Genomic DNA, 20,844 nt, shown 5'->3' on the forward strand with positions numbered 1-20,844 from the left:
ACTTAGACAGATACACGGGCAGAACAGAAGGTGAAAAGCTGGCGAAAACGAAATCGCTCCGTTGCCGCGAAGGATCAAAAATCATACTCCTTTTCGCACTCTCCAATTTCCAGGTTGGGAAGCTGCAGGGCCTCCAATTCGCGGACGACTTGCTCGCGATATCGGACCTTGATGTGTACGGCTACTATTTTGATTCCGGTCGGCATTTTCGCAACCTCGCGGCCGAACATCTCGGCAGTCAGGTGAAGAGACGCCTCAGCCAGGCCCGTCAGAGAGTTGGGGAAGCAAGCCTCCAGAAAGACCGCACGAAGACCGGTGGTCTGGCGAGCGACCTCCCACAATCGCATAGTCGGTCCTGAATCAGCCCCAAAGATCACCGCGGTCACTCCGTTGCTGACCACATAGGCAAAGGTCGGGACCACGTGGTTGACTGGAACAGGAATAATCCGAAAACCATCGGCTTCCACGGGAACCTCAACTTGGAGCGGACAAAAATGCAGGAAAGGTGGCATGCTCCTGGAAAGCGCTATGAAGTCTGGCCACATGACCTCGTTGAAAATGTGCTTCTGTACGGCATCAAGTGTATCGGAGCTTCCGTAAATGCGGGGGCAATTTTCCGCAGGCGTCCAGGCATTCTCAACGAAAATCGGCAGACTAGCGGTGTGGTCCATATGAGAATGGGTAAGAAACACATGCCGGATTGATTCCTGCTCTTGCGGAGTGCCATAACTTCCCAGGCAACCCGCATCGATAGCCACTGTTCCATTGATTACATAGCTGCTGACGTATTGGCGCCGGGCGGGATCCGGCACTGATGACCCTAGAAGTTTGATTTTCATTGGAGCACCTCGGCGGCGCGCAGTTGACCGTGCAGCAGCCACGCTTCGATCTCTCCCTTTCCTTTCACCTGGACGACCCCGCGGCTTTCGAACTCGAAACTGTCCTTCAAGCGCTCGTACACGCTGCGCGTGACTTGAATCTCTCCAGGCACGCCTGTCGATTCCATGCGACTTGCAAGATTGACGGTGTCGCCCCAGAGGTCGTAAATGAACTTGGTAGCTCCGATGACGCCGGCCACTACCGGACCTGAATTGATCCCGATTCGCAACCGTAGGTTCAGTCCCACCTCTTTGCCATATTGCTCGGTGGCCTCAAGCATGCGAAGCGCCATGCGTGCCATTCTGTCAGCATGATCGGAACAGAGCCTGGGCAAACCGCAGACGGCCATGTAACAGTCACCGATCGTTTTTATTTTTTCGATGCCCAGTTCGTGGGCTGTCTCATCGAACAGGCTGAACAGACCGTTCAGCATTTCAACGATTTCCGCCGGAGATGTCTGGCTCGACATCGCTGTGAATCCTACGAGATCGCCGAACAATACGGTGACATCCGCAAAGCTGTCGGCAATCTCATGTTCTCCTCCTTTGAGGCGGGTCGCGATTTCCGGCGGAAGGATATTGAGGAGCAGCCTCTCATTTTCGCGGTTCTTCTGCTCGATTAACTCCGTCTTCTCGCGAATACTCTTCGTCATCGAATTGAATGTATCGGAAAGAATTCCTAGTTCGTCCTTATATTTCCACTCAACCTTTGCGGTGAGGTCTCCGGCGGCTACCTTCTGCGCTGCCGCCACCAGAGCATTGACTGGCCGCAGGATCTGGCGGGTCATGTACCAGGCAGCTATTACGGTTAACAACAACAGACCCGTGCCCCACCAGCTGAACAGCCGTTGCATTTCGCTCACAGGTTTAAGGGCCTCAGCCAAAAACATGCGGGACGCAATTGCCCAATGGAGGCCTTCGATATGCAAGGGCATGTACGACACCAGCGAAGCGGTCCCTTGCCCCCTCACATTTCTCTCGATGGTTGTTCCTTCTTTACCCCCCAGGGCCGCTATCACTGAAGGAAACTTGGCCTGAATCTGAAGGATAGTTGTCTTGTAGATGCGAATCCGGTCCAGTTTCTCTTCAGGCACTCCGTTGGCTTTCAGCCTGGCAAGAAATACATCCGGGTTCTCGAGATATTGACGAGCATTTGTGCGCAGCAGGTAATCGTCTCCTATAATGACCGACTCGCCAGTCTGTCCCAGACCATCCCGTTCCCATCCGTGCTTGTCAGTCATCACGTCGTCAATGGCTACTGTTGAGAGTTGGAGGGCGAGTATGCCGAGACGGTCCTGCCCATCCCAGATCGGGCTGGCAACGTACTGTGTTGGCTCACCCTTCGAAGCCTCATAGGGCTCAAAGTCTGAGAAAAAAACATCATCTGGATTGTTCGTAGCCGCACATTGCCTAATAACCCTGGCCAGATTGCTGTCCCGGTAGGGACCCTCTTTTAGGCTAGTGCCAAAATCCCGGTCTTTGGCCACGTCGTAGACAATACGCCCCGTGTCATAGTCGATGAGATAGAGATCGTAGTAGCCGAACTTCTTGATGATGTTTTGAAACGAGCGGTGGTATTTTTCGTGGACTCTGCTGTAATCGCTGCCGTCTCCAGCATTGGCCAACTCGTCGCGATGCCCTTGAGGGTTCGGATTTTTGATGATGTAGAGGTCTTGCAGTTGAATCGCCGCAGGGGTAAAGGGCAAATAATCCTCGTAACGGCCGCGAGCCATGCCGAGCTTTTGCATATCAGGGTAGAAGTGATCTTTGTAGTCTTCTCGCACTGCTTCCATGGCTTCTGCTGGAATGGCAGTGGCGTTGAGCTTCTGATAAGCAGCGCTGAATTCCCTCATCGCATCGATGAACATGCGGTCGTCGCTTAAAGTCGCAGCATGGTTATGGATTGTTTGGTAGTAGTCCTCGATCTGAAACTGCTTCGCACGGTTGAGGCCGGTAAGCTGATTCATCACGTCCCGCTTCAAAGCATTAAGGTACTTGATATAAGCGATCGTTCCCGTGACGGCAAACGTCATCACGCCTAACAACAGGAGAAGAGAAAGCAGCTTATAGCGAATGCTCCAGTGCGCAAACTTCTTCATAATGCCTCCGTCTCCCCGTTACCGCCTCCAGTCCTCGATGAGTGCCGCTACGAGCGCGCTCCAACCAGTCTGGTGTGAGGCCCCAATACCAGCGCCATTATCCCCGTGATAGAACTCGTAGAACAGAATCAAGTCTTTCCAGTACGGGTCCTCTTGGAACTTTGTTGTCCCGCCGTAAACCGGCCGCCTTCCGTCCTCATTGCGTGTAAAGATGCGGATCATTCTGTTGGCTATCTCGCCTGCAATCTGGAACAGGTCTCGGTCGCCATCAGAATCGTCGGGGATGCTCAGCTTGAAGTCGTTGCCGTAGCCGGCGCCAAGCGTCCTTAGCGACTCAATTATCAGAAATGTCGTCGGAAACCAGATGGGTCCACGCCAGTTTGAATTGCCACCCTTGATCTTATTGTTAGACTCCGCTGGGTCGTAGCACACTTCGCTGTTCCCAAAGATGAAGGGATTCTTACCGTGGTATTTGGACAAGCTGCGGATGCCAAAGTCGGAGAGGAATTCCTCCGGACTGAGAATCCGCTCCAGCAGTCGCCGAAGTTGATCTTCATCCACAATTGTGAGTTCATATTGTTTTTTTCGTGCAATGTAATGGCAGCAGCTGTCCGTGAGCTGCTTGCGATTCTTCACAAACCATAGGAAGTTAGTCTTGAATTCCTGGAAGTTCTCAATGTCGTCAAGCCTCAGCGTTTCCGCTGCGTAAAGTGGGACGATTCCAACCAAGGAGCGAACGCGGAACTTGTTGAAGCTTCCGTCAGGGAAGCGGAGCACATCATAGAAAAACCCATCGTCTTCATCCCAGAGCGAATACTTCCGTCCGCCCATATTTTTCATCGCTGCGCCAATGTAGATGTAGTGTTCGAAAAACTTCAGCGCAAGGCTCTCATATGTCTTGTTTTCCTCCGCAAGCTCCAAGGCGATGCGCATCAGGTTGAGACAGTACATACCCATCCATCCGGTAGCATCAGATTGCTCCAGCACCGCTCCTCCCGGGAGCTTCTCACTGCGATCGATGACGGTGATGTTGTCTAACCCGAGGAAACCGCCTTCGAAGACGTTGTTACCGGCACTGTCCACTTTGTTGACCCACCACGCAAAGTTGATCAGCAACTTATGGAAGCACTTCTCAAGAAATTCTCGGTCACCTTTACCGGTCCGCCCCTTGTCCATGTTGTATACGCGCCAGACAGCCCAGGCGTGTACTGGAGGATTCAGGTCGGAGAATTCCCATTCGTAGGCCGGAATCTGCCCACTCGGGTGTTGAAATTGTTCGAACAACATCAGAAATAATTGCTCCTTCGCAAATTCCGGGTCGATCAGCGCGAAAGGTACGGTATGGAAGGCAAGATCCCACGCGGCGAACCATGGATATTCCCATTTGTCAGGCATGGACAACACGCGCATGGAATTGAGGTGCCGCCAGTGCTTGTTTCGAACCAATGACCGCGAACCGGGCGGAGGGAACCTGGGGTCATCGCCATCAAACCACGCACTTACATCGAAGAGGTATATTTGTTTTGTCCAAAGCAGACCTGCGAATGCCTGCCGCTGAATACACTTTTCATCCTCTGTTGCCTTTGGCGGATGGATGGCGGCATAAAACTCGTCGGCTTCCGCCCGGCGCTGCACGATTATCTGATCAACATCCTGCAGTGGAGCCTTGAGGAGTTCCGGCGTAAGCCGCAACCGCACCACGACCGAGCCGCCAGTAGGGACTGTGTATTCGTAATGAATGCAGGCTTTCGATCCCGTACGGTCCGGGTTCAGGGTTTCGTGTTCGCCGTCCACAATCGCTTGGTGGAAGGCATCCTTGAAATAGTGGTTTGCGCTTGGAACCGCATAGAGTCGCCATGAGTTCGTTTCGTTGTCAGTGAATAGAGGTTGCCCATCTGCGTGCGTGTAAAGGTAGTGTTTGCCAAGCGAGTAGTCGAACGGCAGGTTTTTGAGGCGCTCAGCAGAGGCATCATCAGCGACCAGGCTAATGGTGCCCTCGCCCTTAGGCCCATCAGCGATAATGGGCGGCGTGCCGCGAGGCTTTGTCCACGCCCAGATATTGCGGAACCAAAGCTGCGGAATAATATGCAGGGGAGCAGCATCCGGTCCGCGGTTCACCGCTTCGATGCGCACGCAAATATCCTCGGCGGACGCTTTGCCGTATTCGACAAACACGTCGAAATAGCGGTTCTCGTCGAAAATGCGTGTGTCAAGAAGTTCGAATTCGTATCCTTGGCCGCACCGCTTCCGGTTTTCCTCTAGCAGCCACTCGTACGGGTAGCTCGCTTGCGGATATTTGTACAGATACTTCATGTAGGAATGGGTCGGAGTGCTGTCGAGGTAGAAGTAATACTCCTTCACGTCTTCGCCATGATTGCCCTCGCTGGGCGTCAGGCCGAAGGCGCGCTCTTTCAGAATTGGATCTTTGTTATTCCACAAAGCAAGGCCGAACACTAGAAGCTGATAGCGATCGCAGATTGCTGCCATACCGTCTTCACCCCAGCGGTAAGCCTTGCTCCGCGAGGCATCATGGGAGAGGTAATCCCACGCGGCTCCGTTTGGACTGTAGTCCTCCCGAACCGTTCCCCAGGAACGCTCGCTCACATAAGGCCCCCAACGACGCCACAGGAGCTTTCCATGAGTCGCCAGCAATCGTTGCCCTTCCGCAGTCTCTATCGCGGTCGGAACCTTGACCGAAGCGATTTTTTCAACTGGATGTTCCAAAGTTGATGGCGATTGACCTGTAGTCGAGGTCATTTCTTCCTTCCTTTTGGCAGTTCCGGTACTGAAGGCTGGTTACTTTCAGACGGCCTGGATGCCTGGAGAGAAGAAAGCACGAGAGTCTGATCTCTCGTTACTCAGGTGTTTCTTGAAATTGCATATAAGAGCCCATGGATTCCTCTCCCCGCAACGTGCGAACACTTTCTCCCTTGGGCCGCCGTTTGTCAACAGCGGCCCTGTGTTTACGAACCGGAGCAAAACTGTGTACGTAAAGTCAAAGGCCATCGCAAAGATTGGTACTGGGATGGTATTCCACAAAGCGGGAATGCACATGAGCCAAATGCGATCGATCTTCATGTCGAGATATGCATCGGTAATGCCAGCAGGCAAATTGAGAGATCATTCCGTCTGAACCAAATCCGGGAGAAGTCAGATGACGGTTGAATGCAAACAGCACCAGCTCTGCGTTCTTCTTCAGGTTGAACATTTTCAGATGCGATACTTGTGGAACATGACAGTTTTTCGCTGACATTGAGAATGTCTGCTACTTCCTTCATAGGACGACCTTCGGCCAGTAGCCGAAATACCTCTTACTGCCGCGGAGTCAATGGTTTGGAGAATTGCCGTGTACAGTCCGCTCCCACCGCTAAATTGTCCAGAGGGATTTCTGCTCGACGTAGGCGCCCTCGGGCACGGTGATCACAGAGAGTGGAACCGCCATAAAGGTAATGCCTGACCGAGGCTGGCGGACGCCCCGCGACAGTGAGCCTTGCAGTAGAGTGAAGCCGGGGTGCCGCAAACCGCGAGCGCGGCAACTTAGCAGCGAATTCCAATTTCGCGAAGACGCTGACCAAGTCTGAAACTCGATTATGGGTGTCCTAAGATGCTTGAGTGTGTCACTGATGCCAACCTAGAATCAATAGTTACAGTTAGATTATTCTTCACACATTGGAAGTTCGTAGGTTCGAATCCTGCTGCGCCACCATAGAAGAATCAATTATTTACATCCGCCGCAATTTCTGCGAAGTTGCTTCCGAATTGACTGAACCCGGAAATCCGTCGGTCTCCTGTAAAAGGGCTGAACGCTTCCCTTCTTCCAGCAGTGCTGAAGGGTCGAGAGCTTAAGGCTGTACCCAAATCGTTGATCAGAAGATGATCTTGCCACTCAACTGCAACTCGCGCGCGTAGTTCGCAGTGCTTGTAACCACGCCAAAGCTTGACGGGTTGCTCAGATCGCCGCCGGGCGGACTGAAGACTGTATGGTTGAGAGCGTTAAACGCCTCGGCTCGGAACTCAAACCGCAGGTTCTCCCATATCGGGAAGCTGCGAATGACCGACGGGCTAAAGTCCCAATAGGGCTGAGATCGCAGAGAGTTTCGTCCCGCGTTCCCGAATGTTCCCAGCGCAGGGACCTGATATGCAGCGGTATTGAACCACTGGGCTGCAGACCTGTTCGATAGATGTGGGCTACCTACCCGGTTTAGATAGACAAAGCTGCCTCCGATATTGGCTCTATCTGTGCCATATACGGGTGAGAAAGTCTGTCCGCTGCGACCTGTTATCAAAGCATTAATCTGCCAGTTACCCAGGATGTAGTCCAAAACACCGTTGCCGGTTGAAAATCTCTTGCCCTTCCCAACAGGAATTTCATAAAGCGAGTTGATTGAAAGCACATGGGTCAGATCAAAGCCTGATGCGGAACGATTGGCCGCAGGATCATAGGGATTCTGTGGGAGCGAGCCTTCCACGCCGAACCAGCCATCGTCCTCGGTCATGGCTTTGGAATAGGTATAAGAGACGCCGTACGAGAACCCGCTGGTATACCGTCGGTCAAACTCAACCTGCAACGCGTTGTAGTCAGCAAAACCTGCGCTTCGGTCGTAAAAAGTCGGAATGCTGTAAGGATAAGGCTGACGTAGGGTAATATCTCCCAGGCCAGGTCTAAGGGCGGTGTTGTAATAGCCGCCGACATTAGTCCGGTGCGAACCGGAACCGACGTAGTTGATCGTTAATGCCGTTGACGAATTCAGCTGCCGCTGCACGCCGAGATTCCACTGCTCGGAATACGGGTTCTTGATGTTCGGATCATAGAACCAGGTATTGTTGGTGAACGGCGTCGCCGGCGGGAAGAGGCCGCTGCCGCTAGCCACTAGCGGGTTCTGCGCCTGTACGTTGGGCGTTGGTTGAGCTGAGGTTGGCTGGTTCAATGTGGTCTGAATCTGTTGTCCGATGTCAGGCCATGCGCCTTCGATGTTCTGCGCCATCTGGGTTACGGCAGCCCAGTTATCAAACACGATGCCGAACGCGCCGCGCACGACCGTTTTGTCATTGACGGCATAAGCGAAGCCGAATCGCGGTCCAAAATTTGTGCCGACGTTGTGGGCAATCTTGCCGCGCGGGTCTACGACCACATGGTCAGGCAAAGTGCCGTCCCCGGGAATGCAGGGCGCATGGCCGCGCACGCTGCATGGAGGAGGCAACTTCTGCACGACATAGGTTCCATTGCTGAAATCCATGTCGCCAGTTTCTATACCGCCCTGCTCGCCAACCGTGGATTCCTTTCCGTAAGGAGGAATAAAGGTGTAATCATAGCGCAGTCCAAAGTTAAGCGAGAGTTTCGGCGTCGCCTTCCATGAGTCCTGACCGAAGACGCTCAAAACGCCGCCCGGACGCGTAGTCTCGTTCACATTTCGGCGGTTGGCCCCGTGCGGAACATTGAGAAGGAAGGACGAGAAGGGGTCACCAGTTCCGCCAATCGAAGGATCTTCAGTGCCCGTGGAGTCGAAGGTCAATCCAATCTGCGAAAGCGGGCTCTCAAAATTGTTCGTCGTGTATCCACCACCGAATTTCAGTTCGTGATTTCCGATAATTTTCGTTACCGTGCCGCGAAACTCGTGAACATCAGTCGCTTTGGGTGTATCGGAAATGCTCTCACCACCATTGGAGAGCCCACTAATTCCAGGACCTGGAATCAACGACCCTCCATTTGCGCCGGCAAAGCCGCTGGCAAAATCATTGCTAAAACCTACTTTGCTGTAGATGTCGCTGGTGGATGCAATAAAGCGTGTGGCATCGTTATCAAGTACGGTAATGCGCGCATACTGCGCCTGCAGAATCAGGCTTGGATTAAAAATGTGGACATAACTCCCACCCCAGTCGCGCGACTGGATTGGATGTATCTGGTGCAGAGTGGGCAGGCCACCTGAAGAAGTCACCTGACTGTTGGTAAAGCTATAACGGAACCATGCGGAGTCTTTCGCTCCAAAGTTCTGGTCGACGCGAACGTCAAACTCGTTCTGGTCCTGAATCAGAGGAGTGGTATCTACCGCGTTTGAATTTGATTTTGCAATATAGGGGCCAGCCTGAGGAAAGACAAATTGAGCATAGGCAACCATGGTCTGGTCGATCAGATTTGAAGGAATCTGATTACCTGTGAACGGAGTGCGTGTACATACTCCGTTGGCGTCGCAGGTAGTACTGAAGGGATTATAGATTTGAGGAATCGGATATGGCCCTGTTTCATCACCAGCGAGTTGTGCCGGCGTAGGCACGAGCAAGTTCGTGTCCTGCACTTTTGAATAGCGGAATCCCTGGTAGGCGCCAAAGAAAAATGTCTTGTTTCTGCCGTTGTAGAGCTTGGGAATCCATACCGGACCGCCGAACGAGGCTCCGAACTGGTTCTCATGATAGGCAGGCTTCGGCTGATCAGTTGGAAGGAAATAATTGCGCGCGTCGAATACAGTATTGCGCACATATTCCCAGGCGTTACCGTGAAAATCGTTGGTGCCGCTCTTGGTGACGACGTTCACGACACCACCCAGTACAGAGCCGAATTCCGCGCTGTCCGTGTGCGAAACGACCTTGAATTCCTGCACAGCGTCAATAATCGGTGGAACCGCGTAAGTGCTTTCGATGGTGCCATAGTCATTCAGGCCATCCATTAGGTACATGTTGCTGCGGTTCGTCTGGCCATTGACGGCGGGAAAGCTGTAGTCCGCGCCAATCGTGACCGGAGCGCCAAAGCCGCCGCTGTTCTGCATTCCCGCAGCTTGCCCGGTCATGATGGGTGCGACGCCTGGCGTGAGTTGGAGAAGCTGGGTAAAGTTTCGTCCGTTGAGCGGAATCTCGTTGACCTGTTTGGTGGCGATCACCGCGCCCAGGTCAGCCCCGCGCAGGTCAATCTGCTGCGCGCCAGCTTCGACGGTCACCACCTGGGTTTCAGATCCGACCGCAAGCGTGAAGTTCATTGTGGCGGTCTGGCCGACAGTCAGGGTGAACTGGGGAATCTGCTGTGAGCTGAACCCGGTGGCCTTCGCCTCCATGGTGTACCGGCCCGGCGTGATGTTCAGAAATACGTATTCACCCGCGCCGTTGGAGACGGTGGTGCGTTCAACCGATGTGTCCACGCTGTGCAACACAATGGTCGCATTGGTGATGACCGCGCCACTGGAATCGCGGGCCGCGCCGCTAAGCGATGCGGTTGAAACCTGCGCGAAACCGGTACTGGCCAGACAGATGAGGCTGGCCAGGAGACAAGCCGGCGACAGAACTCGAAATAAAGATCGTAATTCCGCAAGATTTCGCATCATTTCCTCCCAAAAAGCACTGCCTATGCAAAAGGTATTGCCGCGATCGAAACAGAGAACTGGTTCGTCGCCTGGTACGGGGTTAGTTTGACCTTGTACTCAACCGGAAGAATGACTGTCAAGGAAATTTTTTACGGATAGAACATAATTTTTATATCTCAAATATAAAAACGCTGGGAAAATCAGCCAGTAAGCGCGCTCAATTAATGAATCGGCACTTTTAAAATAAGCGCTTAAACTTGCAAGGACGATACCCCTCATTGCATTTCACTGTCAAGGCTAGTCATTAATAAATTGCGGTTTGGTGAATTTATTATCATTCCAAACAAAAGCCCTACGGAAAGAGAGATGTGGATTTAAGCGTCTAAATCGGAGAACATATGAAAGGCAGGCATTTTCATCTGCTGCTGGCTGAATTCACCGCGGGCCGTTTGGCGGCTGGTTTCGCCGGTGAATTTGCCTTTTTAGTTTCCTATTGGCGCGGCAGGGCAGGCAGGATAACTTTGAGGTCATAGGCCACACTTGAAAAGCTTTTTCCTAAGACCCCGGTATGCATTTTTAGCGTGTTGGTTGCTGCTGCCGATGGCCGCCGGCGCATGGCAGGTTCATGGCGGGAACAGCGGCTATGTTGGCTCCGCAAGCTGCGCGGAGTGTCACAGCGACATCTATCACCACTTCCTGCAAACCAGTATGGGCAGGTCGATGTCGCGCATCAAGCCGTCCACCCTTACGCCCACTTTTTTGCAAAGCCTTTCGCTTCCGGCGCATTCATTTGACCAGAAAATGGACCGCCACTATGAGACCTTTACGCGGGATGGAAAGCTTTATCAGAGCGAGTATCAGACAACGGCTGACGGGGCTGGCATTTTCCGCGACACGCACGAAATCGACTGGATGATTGGGGCCGGAACCAATGGAATTGGTGCGATCGTGCGGCGCGGCGATTATCTTTTTCAGGCGCCGCGGTCCTTCTATTCAAAGCCGAAAACATGGGGACCGTCGCCGGGGTATGAGCAGGTTGATCTGGGTTTTAACCGTCCCATCCAGGCAGGGTGCATCTTCTGCCACAGCGGGCGGCCGAATCTTATAGCAAATACCAATGGAGAATTCGCGAGCGCGCCATTCTCCGAGCTCGCCATTGGATGCGAAAACTGTCACGGTCCAGGGGCCGCTCACATTGCAGCGATGAAGGACCCGCACGCTGCCAAGGACGCTCCGACGCACATCGTGAATCCGGCGCGTTTGACTCCCTACCTGGCGGACAACATCTGCATGGGCTGTCATCAGACAGGCGATGTGCGTGTGCTTAAGCCGGGCAAGACTTATCAGGACTTCCGCCCTGGTGAGCCGCTGGACCGTACGCTTTCCATCCTGATGATTCCGCCCACACGCAGCGCTCCGCCCGACGTCGATCACGTTGAGCACTACTACTCGATGACCCTGAGCAAGTGCTATCGCGCGAGCAAAGGCCGCCTAAGCTGCATCACCTGCCACGACCCGCATGTCGAGCCATCGGCTGAAGAAGCTCCTGCATATTTCAATGGCAAATGCCTTACCTGCCACACTACGCAAAGCTGTAAACTTCCGTTGAGCGCCCGTCAGCAAAGCAAGCCTGCTGACAACTGCATTGGCTGCCACATGCCAAAGCGCGATATTGCAGTGATTTCTCATTCCAGCGCTACGAACCACCGCATTATTGCGCGACCCAACGAGCCGTTTCCCGACATCACTTTTCAGCAAACTCTTCCGTCGTTGCCTGACCTGATCCATCTGAATCCCGCGCCAGGAAAGGAAAACACTCCACCGCCGCCGTTGACGCTTCTTGAGGCTTACGGCGAGCTGGCCGCAAACCACCCCGAATATGTTGCGCACTATCTCAAGGTGCTCGATCAGCTTGAGCAGTCCCAACCAGAAAACGCGCTCGTGCAGGCATCACTAGGACGAAGAGAATTGAGGACGGGCAATTATCAGGTTGCGGCAGACCATCTGCGACACGCACTGCAGCTTCAGCCCCAGGCCACAACCTATGCCGATCTCTCTGAAGCGCTGGTGAAGCTTAACCAAACCGAGGAGTCTCTTCCGCCGCTGGAAAAGGCAATCGAGATGGATCCCTTCGATCCGGTCATACAGAAGACACTGATCGTGCGGCTGATTCAATTGAAGGATTATGCGCGGGCGCAGACTGCGCTGGAACATTACCTCGAAATCTTTCCGCAGGATTCTTTCATGCGCGAGATGTTGGCGCGCGCCGAAGGCAGAACGCCGGCTCAGTAGATGTTAGCTTGCTAAGGTAATCATCAGTAGGTTGAATTTTGTTTGTGCAGAGAGTATTTCCAAAATCAGTGATGTCGATGCAATGTTCCACGCTGGCCGCATGTTTTTTGCTCCCACTCTATATGGCAGCGCAGCAGCCGCCCGCCTGCAAAGGACCAGCTGATCTTGAACAGGCGATTGCCGCGCATCCTTCCGCCGCGGCTTACGATGCTCTCGGCGCTTACTTCGCAGGCCATCATCAACTCTCGTGCGCTGTCTACGCGTTTCAATCCGCGATCCATCTCGATCCGAAGTCCTGGGAAGGGCACTACGACCTAGGCATCGCTTACCTCAGCAATCATGATTCAAAGCGCGCTGCTCGTGAATTACAGGCTGCGTCGGCCCTGAAGCCGAACACTCCTAAGATTCTTCTGCCGTTAGGCGTGACGCTGAGTGATTTGGGACAACAGGACGCTGCTATCGATGCGTTTCGAGCAGCTCTCAAGCAGGACCCGCAATCGATCCCTGCGCTTGACGGGCTGGCAAAAGCCTTCATCGCCGAGAAGCGATACTCGGCGGCTATCGCCGCGCTGAAAGACGCGCCGGAGGACGAAGTTCTGCAACTAGACCTTGCGATTGCTTACTCGAAAAACAACAATACTGACGAGGCCATTCAAATCCTCTCCTCCATTGTCAAAGAGCATCCCGACTATGCTCAGGCCCACGCGAATCTGGGTATCGTCTACGCGCAGCAGAAACGATTCACAGAAGCTGGGCGGGAATTCGAGACAGCCCTCAAGCTTGATCCAACGGACGATACCGTTCGTCTCTCCTATGTGAAGACGCTGACCGCTCTGCTGCAGTATGATCGCGCGGAACCGCTCATTCACGAATATCTGCAGAGGCATCCGCATGAGTTCGAAGCACAGTATTTCAACGGCGTCGTTGAACGTGGACTGGGTAACTATGCTGAAGCGGAGAAGTCCTTCCGCCAGGCAATCACACTGAATCCAAATCACGCGGACGCCCACTACAATCTCGGCTTCGTGCTCGCCCGTCTCGGGAAACCTGCCGAAGCACGGCCCGAGTTGGAGGAAGCGCTCAAGCTTAATCCAGATTCGAGCGAAGCGCGCTTTCAACTGGCGTCGGTGCTTCGCACACTGGGGCAACAGGACCAGGCTCACCAGGAATTGAATGTTCTGCAACAGAAAAAGGCGGCGAGCGTAAAGCAGGACGTGGCCGCGGTAAGTGCCAGCCAGGCAAACCAGGATTTGCAGTCAGGTGATCCGCAGAAAGCGGTTGCGCTATATCGCGCCTCGCTAGTGAACGATCCTAACAACGCGCGCACTTACTACGACCTCGCGCTTGCGCTGGACAGGCTCTCCGACTATGCAGCGGAGCGCGAGGCGCTGGAAAAAGCGCAGTCGCTCGACGCGTCCCTCGCTCCAGTACACAATCAGCTTGGTTTTCTTGATTTGCAGGCAGGTCATGCTCAGGATGCAGAGAGCCAGTTCAAAACTGCGGTCTCTCTCGATCCACAGTATGCGGAGGCGCAAAACAACCTGGGCGTGCTCTACGGTCAAATGGGCAAAGACGCCGACGCGGAAAAAATGTTCCGGCTGGCGACGGAAAACAACCCGCAATACGGGCAGGCTTTCGCCAACCTTGGGCTCATTCTTGCAGGGGAAGGACGCCTGCCCGAAGCTGAAACCGCGTTGAGCAAAGCCGTACAGCTCGATCCAAAAAACTCCGGCGCCTTAAGCGTCTACGGCATGGTCCTGACTCGACTGAACCGTGGCGCAGACGCGCTGCCGCTCTTTCACAAGGTGGTGGAACTCGATCCAAACTCGGCTGGAGCACATCTAAATCTAGGAATCGCCCTGGCTGACCGCTTCGATTTGAAAGACGCGCTCGCGGAATTCTCCGAAGCAGCGCATCTCGATCCGAACAACGCAGCGGCCCGCTACAACAAAGGCCGCGTTCTGCTTGATCTTCAACGCAATAGCGAAGCAAAACCGGAACTGGAAGCGGCTGTCCGTCTCGACCCAAACCAGGCGGAAGCCTGGTATCTGCTCGGCCTTATTTCGCGGCAGGCCGATGAGACGGACACCGCTATCGCGCAATTCCAGAAGGCAGTCGCGGCTAGGCGAGACTACGCGGAAGCCTACTTTATGCTTGGTCAGGCTCTGCAGCACAAGGGCGATACTGCAGGCGCGGTTCAGCAATGGCGGAAGGCAATTGAAATTCGTCCTCAATACAGCGAGGCTCTCTATAACCTTGCGCGGCTTCTCAAAAAATCGAATCCTGACGAGGCAAAGACTCTTGAAAGCCGCTTCGAGGCGCTGCAAGCAGACGAACACATTACCGATCGCGCCTCGACACTCGGCAATTTTGCTCTGGCATCAGCCGACGCGCATGATTGGCCGCAGGCTATATCGCAATTAAAGGAAGCACTGAGCGTTTGTAAGGATTGCAGCGCATTGCCCACGCTGCACAAAGATCTCGGCCTCATCTATTGCCGCGCCGGAGACTACGGCAATGGTAGAACGCAGTTGCTGGAAGCGCAGAAACTCGCTCCAAAAGATGCTGATATCGTTCAGGCTCTCAATGTTCTGGATTCATTGCAGAAAACACCGTAACGGGTCAGGACTTTGCTTCTTTCCTCTGCCAGATTTCATAAGCGCGCTGCGCAAACTGCTGCATCGCCCCGCGTACTGCGAATTCAGCGGCGAAAGCATCGCCTTCCCGGATCAATTCAATGATGCGCTTATGGCGGTCGAGGTCAGACTCCCACGCCTGCGCCGTTTGATGGCTCTGAACAACCCGCATAGCAACGAAAGCGAAAAGCGGCACCAGCACGGTGTGTATCTGCGCATACAAAAAGCGGTTCCCGGAAAGCTCGCACAACCGCAAATGAAATTGCAGGTCTGCTTCGATAAGCTGGCGGACATCTCCGCTCTTCGTGGCTTTGCGCAAATCCTTAAGGGTGGTTTCAAGCGGCTCAAGATCAGGCTGGCGCTGCGTGGTCAATCTAGCGGCCAGCCCTTCCAGCGCGCCACGCAGTTCATAAATTTGGGCGATGTCGCCTTCAGAATAAGACGTAACGCGTGCGCTGCGGCCAGACGCTTTGGTGGCGAAGCCTTCGTTAATGAGCAGGTTGATGGCTTCACGCACCGAGGTTTGAGCTACGCCGAATTTTCGCGCCCAATGGCCTTCAATAATGCGCTGGCCGGGTGCGAGATGTCCTTCGATAATCTCTTCCCGCAGCTTGGCGGCAAGACTTTGTTTCACCAGCAGTGACGCGTCGCTCTGAGCAGTCGCAACATCCATCGCGTAATAAACCCCGTAGACCAGAGACTAGCATGACTTCATCGTGTCGAAACCGCCGTTGCAACCGTGGCAAGAATGAGAATGAACACGCCTGATGCAAGCACGGCCAGAGAGCGACGGCTCGCCACCTTCCACTCACCGACTACGATGCCGCCCGTAGTAGCGGTAAGAATCATCGCGATCTGGTAAATGGCCCAGCCGGCGGAATCTCCCAGCCGCCCCAGGTAGCGAGTAGACAGCCCGTAGATTGCGACAGCGCCGATCCAAAGCAGCCCCATCAACAAACTCAGAAAGGCGTCCTGTACGGTGTGCATCAGCTTTCCCCAACTCTTGTTCTTACATAAGAGATAAACCGCATATGCGAGATTGGGGACGAGGCCGCCTGCCAAAGCCACAGGCCATACGGCGAACACAGCCGTCGAAGTGGACGCACCATTGCGCACGGCCATCTGCGAAATAGGGCTTCCAAAGGCGAGCGAGAGATTAAGCATCGAAGACAACACACCCGACAAGATGGCAATGCCTAATCCGGACCTGTAATCGTGCTCTGTTGCGCGTTGTGGGTGCTCACGCAACTTGCCCGCATAGCCGGAAAGAGCAACTCCAAAAATCATCAGGCCGCACCCGGCAACCAGCATTTCAGCATTGCCGTTCGCGAGATCACCCTTATGCAGAACAAACAGCGGTACCAGCGTTCCGAAGACGGTGCCAAGCCCCACGATGATGGTGAAGGCAAGCGCCATGCCGAGGCGCACAACAGAGATGCCGAAGAGAACCTGTGCTATCCCCCAACCGAATCCGAACAATAAAGACGGAAGCAAAGCGGAGAACGGCAGCGATGCGTATATTCCCGGCCATGCGGGGACAGCCAATGCGGCAATCAGGCAAGGCACGAAGACCAGAGAAACAAGGCTGAACACCAGCCAGGTGCACTCCCATGGCCAGGTGCGAATCTTTTTCAAGGGCAGCATGCAATTCCCAACCAGCACGCCACCCGCAAGCGCAAGAACTATGCCGGTGAAATTGCTATTCATAAAAGATCGGAACTGCTGCCTGGCTCCTGTGGCGTTCGATAGCGCCCGCCGGACACTTCGGCTGGATTTACGAAGTGGCTCTTCAGGTGCGGGATGTGTTCGAGAAATATTTCCGGATGCCCCATTGCAATGTGATTGAAGAGAACAAGGTGCTGATGAATCTGCCCCATGTCGCCGACGTGTGGAACGACCGGCACTCCGTACTTCCGCGCCAGCAGGCTGACTGTCAGGAACTCGCTGACGCCGCCTAGCCGAGTGCAATCAGGCTGCAGAAAGCTGACACATTTCGCTTCCAGATAGTTCTTGAAAACAACCCGGTTCGGGACGTGCTCGCCCAGCGCAAGCGCGAGCGGGGCAATCTCCCGCGCCAGTTGTTTGTGGGCAAAAATGTCATCCGGATGCGTCGGCTCTTCAATCCAGTATGGATCCATGCTCGCAAGTTCTTTGCAGGCAGTAATGGCCGATGGCAAAGACCACTGCTGGTTCGCATCGAGCATGATCGTCGCATTCGGACCGGTGATGCGTCGCAGCCCCTGCGCGCGCTGCAGATCACGCTCAAGTGTCCCCCCAACCTTCAGCTTGAACGCACCGAATCCCTGATCGAGGCTGCGCTGCACATTGTCGCGAATCTGATCGTCGTCATAGTGATACCAGCCGACGCTCGTGTCGTAGCCCGGATAACCGCGCTCGATAATCCCCAAGCGCGCATCGCGGCCTGCCTGCTCATCTTTAAGTAGCCGCAGCGCAGCCTTTCTATCCAGAACATCTTCGAGATAGCTCAGGTCCAGCAGATTCACAACTTCGTCGGGCGACAAACTGAGCAGCAAGCTCCACAACGGCTGTTTTCTGACCTTGGCCCACAGATCAAAGTACGCATTCGTAATTGAAGCAAGCGCGAGATGAACAACGCCTTTGTGTGGCCCCAGCCATCGCATATGCGGATCGTCGGCAAGCGCACGAAACTGCTCGCCAAATCCGGCCATCAACTCTTCGATATCGCTGCCAACCAGCCGCGACGCCAGCTTCTCAATCGCGCCGCAAACCAGATCATTCCCTTCCCCCATGGTCAGCACGAGCCCGGTACCGCGCAGTCCGCTATCGAGAGTTAGGTAGGTCACGGCAAATGAATACTCCGGCGACGAGTGAACGGCGTCCGAACCGGCTCCGGGTTCGAGCTGAAAACGCGCATCGCGTGTACTGACAGCTTTAATCAACATGGGCTGAGTGTTCTTTCATTCCTGGCTATAGCGGCAATCTGGCTGACAATGGAATTGAGCGCTTCCTCTTCACTGATTGCGCCAACAATCGCGCGTTGTACAGTGCACCAGAGCACCTCTTCAATCTCGGGATAGCGCTTTAATTTCGGCGGGATAAGCACCGATGTATCGATAACGGATTCGAGCGTATGCCAGCGATCTAGTTCTTTCGCCGAGGCTGACTCACGAACCTGCCGCATCACGGAGCGTCGGACGGGCACGCTGCCGCGCGAAGCTTCCTCCATCTGTCTTTCTGGCGAGGTCAGAAAATGGAGCAGATCCACGGCACCAGGATTCGCCGCTCCACGATGGGTCAGCGCAAATGTATGCGATCCTCCATAGGTCTTCGACGCGCCTGAAGGACCAATGGGATAAGCCGATACGGCAAAGCGGTCATACACGCTTGATCGAGCAGGATCGAGATGCGCCCGGTAATAGGCAGGCCAATCGCCAATCATGGCAACATGCCCTTCGCGAAAGGCGCGATGCACTTCGTCGTAATGCCAATCCACAACTTGCGGTGGAACTGTGCCGGACGTATGCATCCGGCGTAACAGCCTCAGGGCCCATCGGCCACCTTCATTCACAATGTCGGGAATCCCATTTTCAGGGAAAAGATAGGCGCCTGCAGATTCCGCCAGTTCGAAGAACGTTCCAAATAAACCGGACTCCATGCCCGGAAATGCGAAGCCGTAAAGATCTTTCCCTCTCGTCAGCTTCTGCGCTGTATCGAACAACTCATCCCACGTCTGCGGAGGACCAACCATCAAATCGGTACGGTAGTGCAGTAGCCGAACATCTATATTTCTTGCCAGACCAAGCAACTGGCCATCAATCGTGGCCAGTTCCAGCAGCTTGGGATAAAAGTCCGCCAACTCTTCCTGGGAGATGCGCGTTTGCAGAGGCGCCAGAAAGTGCGCCTGCGACGGAGCGTACTTCGTGTGCGTAGAAATCAAGTCATAGGGAGGATTAGACATGGACGCAAGATGGGCATTCAGCGCCGGATGATCGCCGCTATATCCGACCTCAACCGTCACGCGCCGTGCCGCGCCGAATTCTTCGAGCGAACGATAAAGCGGCTCATACATCGCGCCGGCAATCAACGCTACTTTTACTTTTCCTGCCATGACCGCCTTAATCCAGAAATCAAATAAAGATCGAATTATAAATGAGCGCTTAAATATAGCAATACCGCCGAACCGCTAAACCAGTCTACATAATCCTTACAACAGCCCTGCGGCTAATCGCCTAAATAATCAAATGAGGAGCGCTTGACAGGAGAACCTGTACACATTAGGTTGGTGCATGATATGAGCGCTCAAATATGGAGCCGACGGCAGTTCCTTAAAACCTCTCTGGCCGCTTCTTCTCTTTCTCTGGTTCCAAATTTTGCCTTTGCATTAAACGATGAAAACGAACGAACAGCATGGTATCGCGACGCGAAGTTCGGCATGTTCATCCACTGGGGCCCGTACTCGCTGGCCAGCGTGGAAGCTTCCTGGCCTATCATGCGGCCCACTCCCGGCGGCATCACTGAGGCTGAGTACCGCGCCTTGCCGCAGCGCTTCAATCCGACGAAATTCGACCCCGACGCATTCGTCGATTTGGCCCGCACTGCAGGACAGCAGTACATGGTGTTCACCACCAAGCATCACGACGGGTTCTGCATGTTCGACGGTTCCTACACGGACTACAAGATTACGAAAACACCATACGGAAAAGACATCGTCAAGATGCTCTCGCAAGCGTGCGACAAACGAAACATGCGCCTCGGCTTCTACTACTCGCCGCCCGATATGCACCACCCTGATTTCCGCGACACGTCAAAGCCAGCAAGCGAAAACTGGAATGGAGAGCCGCAGCGTCCGGAATGGCCTCTCTACCTTGACTACATGCAGTTGCAGTTGACTGAGTTGCTGACCAGATACGGCCCGGCGGCCCTGATATGGTTTGATGGCCTGAACCACCAGGAAAAATACGATGGCGAGCGCTTTATCAAGCTGATTCGCAGCCTCCAGCCTGCGACGCTGGTCAACGACCGCATTGGCGTGCCTGGCGACTATGTCACTCCCGAGCAGTTCATTCCCAAAGCGATCCCCACCAAAGATGTCCACTTTTCAGCCGTAGACCAAAACGTACAAAAGGAGCTGAAGCCAGGAATCCCCAGACCGGAAGACTTTCAGCTTTGGGAAACCTGCATGACCATCAACAACACCTGGGCATACAACATGCACGATCACGATTACAAGTCGGCGCAATTTCTCATTCGAGCGCTGGTGGAAGTAGCAAGCCGTGGCGGCAACTTCCTGCTCAACGTCGGCCCTCAGCCTGACGGCGTCATTCAGCCCGAATTTCAGGAGCGCCTCCGCGCCATCGGAGATTGGCTAGCGACTAACGGCGACTCCATCTACGGAACCACCTACGGCCCGATCCAGGGAAACCCCGCGATTCGAACCACTGCAAAGCGCGAAACTGTCTTTGTTCATGTCTTCGACTGGCCATCAGCGACGCTCGAAATAAGCGGCTTGCAGCCAAAGGTCATCTCAGCGCGCCTGCTCGCCAACGGACAGTCTCTGAAATTCACTCAGTCGGAACAAAATCTTGAAATTGAGTTATCTCCACAAGCACTAGATCCAGATGTAACGGTGATTGCTTTGAGAACCTTGTAAAAGCATGACGAGAATAGC

General features: G+C 54.2%; 11 protein-coding genes. 3 read left to right on the plus strand and 8 right to left on the minus strand.

Annotated elements, in window-relative coordinates; translation table 11 throughout:
- Positions 1-74: 74 nt before the first annotated feature.
- From VEV40_RS17785 to VEV40_RS17800, 4 genes are all read right to left on the minus strand, one after another.
- Positions 75-839: an MBL fold metallo-hydrolase gene (locus tag VEV40_RS17785; RefSeq protein WP_324834269.1), complete on the minus strand. Its 765-nt coding sequence runs from the start codon at positions 837-839 to the stop codon at positions 75-77.
- Entirely contained in the window at positions 836-2,977 is a 2,142-nt protein-coding gene (locus tag VEV40_RS17790) for an adenylate/guanylate cyclase domain-containing protein (RefSeq protein WP_324834270.1), read from the minus strand. The genes VEV40_RS17785 and VEV40_RS17790 overlap by 4 nt, the downstream gene beginning before the upstream one ends.
- 18 nt (positions 2,978-2,995) lie before the next feature.
- Positions 2,996-5,734 carry an MGH1-like glycoside hydrolase domain-containing protein gene (locus VEV40_RS17795; protein WP_324834272.1) on the minus strand — a complete coding sequence of 913 codons (2,739 nt, stop codon included), beginning with the start codon at positions 5,732-5,734 and terminating at the stop codon, positions 2,996-2,998.
- Positions 5,735-6,843: 1,109 nt separating this feature from the next.
- Complete coding sequence (locus VEV40_RS17800) at positions 6,844-10,287, minus strand: TonB-dependent receptor (RefSeq protein ID WP_324834274.1); 3,444 nt, start codon at positions 10,285-10,287, stop codon at positions 6,844-6,846.
- A 579-nt stretch (positions 10,288-10,866) separates the two neighbouring features.
- On the opposite strand from VEV40_RS17800, the gene VEV40_RS17805 reads away from it, so the two are divergent.
- Both VEV40_RS17805 and VEV40_RS17810 read left to right on the plus strand, forming a co-directional pair.
- Positions 10,867-12,558 (plus strand): hypothetical protein, encoded by a 1,692-nt coding sequence (locus tag VEV40_RS17805; protein ID WP_324834276.1) that lies wholly within the window; start codon positions 10,867-10,869, stop codon positions 12,556-12,558.
- Between the two features lie 77 nt (positions 12,559-12,635).
- Positions 12,636-15,176: a tetratricopeptide repeat protein gene (locus VEV40_RS17810; RefSeq protein ID WP_324834277.1), complete on the plus strand. Its 2,541-nt coding sequence runs from the start codon at positions 12,636-12,638 to the stop codon at positions 15,174-15,176.
- Between the two features lie 4 nt (positions 15,177-15,180).
- Here VEV40_RS17810 and VEV40_RS17815 read toward each other — a convergent pair whose 3' ends face one another.
- The 4 genes from VEV40_RS17815 to VEV40_RS17830 are packed head-to-tail and all read right to left on the minus strand — an operon-like array spanning position 15,181 to position 19,284.
- On the minus strand, positions 15,181-15,867 hold the full coding sequence (locus tag VEV40_RS17815; RefSeq protein WP_324834279.1) for a GntR family transcriptional regulator: 687 nt from the start codon (positions 15,865-15,867) through the stop codon (positions 15,181-15,183).
- A gap of 38 nt (positions 15,868-15,905) precedes the next feature.
- Entirely contained in the window at positions 15,906-16,901 is a 996-nt protein-coding gene (locus VEV40_RS17820; RefSeq protein ID WP_324834281.1) for an L-rhamnose/proton symporter RhaT, read from the minus strand.
- A complete protein-coding gene (locus VEV40_RS17825; protein WP_324834282.1) occupies positions 16,898-18,118 on the minus strand; it encodes an enolase C-terminal domain-like protein in 1,221 nt (406 codons plus the stop codon). The genes VEV40_RS17820 and VEV40_RS17825 overlap by 4 nt, the downstream gene beginning before the upstream one ends.
- Positions 18,112-19,284 carry an extracellular solute-binding protein gene (locus VEV40_RS17830; RefSeq protein ID WP_324834283.1) on the minus strand — a complete coding sequence of 391 codons (1,173 nt, stop codon included), beginning with the start codon at positions 19,282-19,284 and terminating at the stop codon, positions 18,112-18,114. The genes VEV40_RS17825 and VEV40_RS17830 overlap by 7 nt, the downstream gene beginning before the upstream one ends.
- Positions 19,285-19,467: 183 nt before the next feature.
- On the opposite strand from VEV40_RS17830, the gene VEV40_RS17835 reads away from it, so the two are divergent.
- Positions 19,468-20,826, plus strand: coding sequence for an alpha-L-fucosidase (locus VEV40_RS17835; protein ID WP_324834284.1), 1,359 nt, complete (start codon positions 19,468-19,470; stop codon positions 20,824-20,826).
- Positions 20,827-20,844: the final 18 nt, after the last annotated feature.

It is taken from the genome of Alloacidobacterium sp. (assembly GCF_035631355.1).
GTDB lineage: Bacteria > Acidobacteriota > Terriglobia > Terriglobales > Acidobacteriaceae > Alloacidobacterium.

What these genes read in the sequence shown, in the direction of transcription:
- VEV40_RS17820 (WP_324834281.1), bottom strand. Translation starts at nt 16,901, where the DNA reads ATGAATAGCAATTTCACCGGCATAGTTCTTGCGCTTGCGGGTGGCGTG.
- VEV40_RS17815 (WP_324834279.1), bottom strand. Translation starts at nt 15,867, where the DNA reads ATGGATGTTGCGACTGCTCAGAGCGACGCGTCACTGCTGGTGAAACAA.
- VEV40_RS17800 (WP_324834274.1), bottom strand. Translation starts at nt 10,287, where the DNA reads ATGATGCGAAATCTTGCGGAATTACGATCTTTATTTCGAGTTCTGTCG.
- VEV40_RS17825 (WP_324834282.1), bottom strand. Translation starts at nt 18,118, where the DNA reads ATGTTGATTAAAGCTGTCAGTACACGCGATGCGCGTTTTCAGCTCGAA.
- VEV40_RS17810 (WP_324834277.1), top strand. Translation starts at nt 12,636, where the DNA reads ATGCAATGTTCCACGCTGGCCGCATGTTTTTTGCTCCCACTCTATATG.
- VEV40_RS17805 (WP_324834276.1), top strand. Translation starts at nt 10,867, where the DNA reads ATGGCCGCCGGCGCATGGCAGGTTCATGGCGGGAACAGCGGCTATGTT.
- VEV40_RS17835 (WP_324834284.1), top strand. Translation starts at nt 19,468, where the DNA reads ATGAGCGCTCAAATATGGAGCCGACGGCAGTTCCTTAAAACCTCTCTG.
- VEV40_RS17785 (WP_324834269.1), bottom strand. Translation starts at nt 839, where the DNA reads ATGAAAATCAAACTTCTAGGGTCATCAGTGCCGGATCCCGCCCGGCGC.
- VEV40_RS17790 (WP_324834270.1), bottom strand. Translation starts at nt 2,977, where the DNA reads ATGAAGAAGTTTGCGCACTGGAGCATTCGCTATAAGCTGCTTTCTCTT.
- VEV40_RS17795 (WP_324834272.1), bottom strand. Translation starts at nt 5,734, where the DNA reads ATGACCTCGACTACAGGTCAATCGCCATCAACTTTGGAACATCCAGTT.
- VEV40_RS17830 (WP_324834283.1), bottom strand. Translation starts at nt 19,284, where the DNA reads ATGGCAGGAAAAGTAAAAGTAGCGTTGATTGCCGGCGCGATGTATGAG.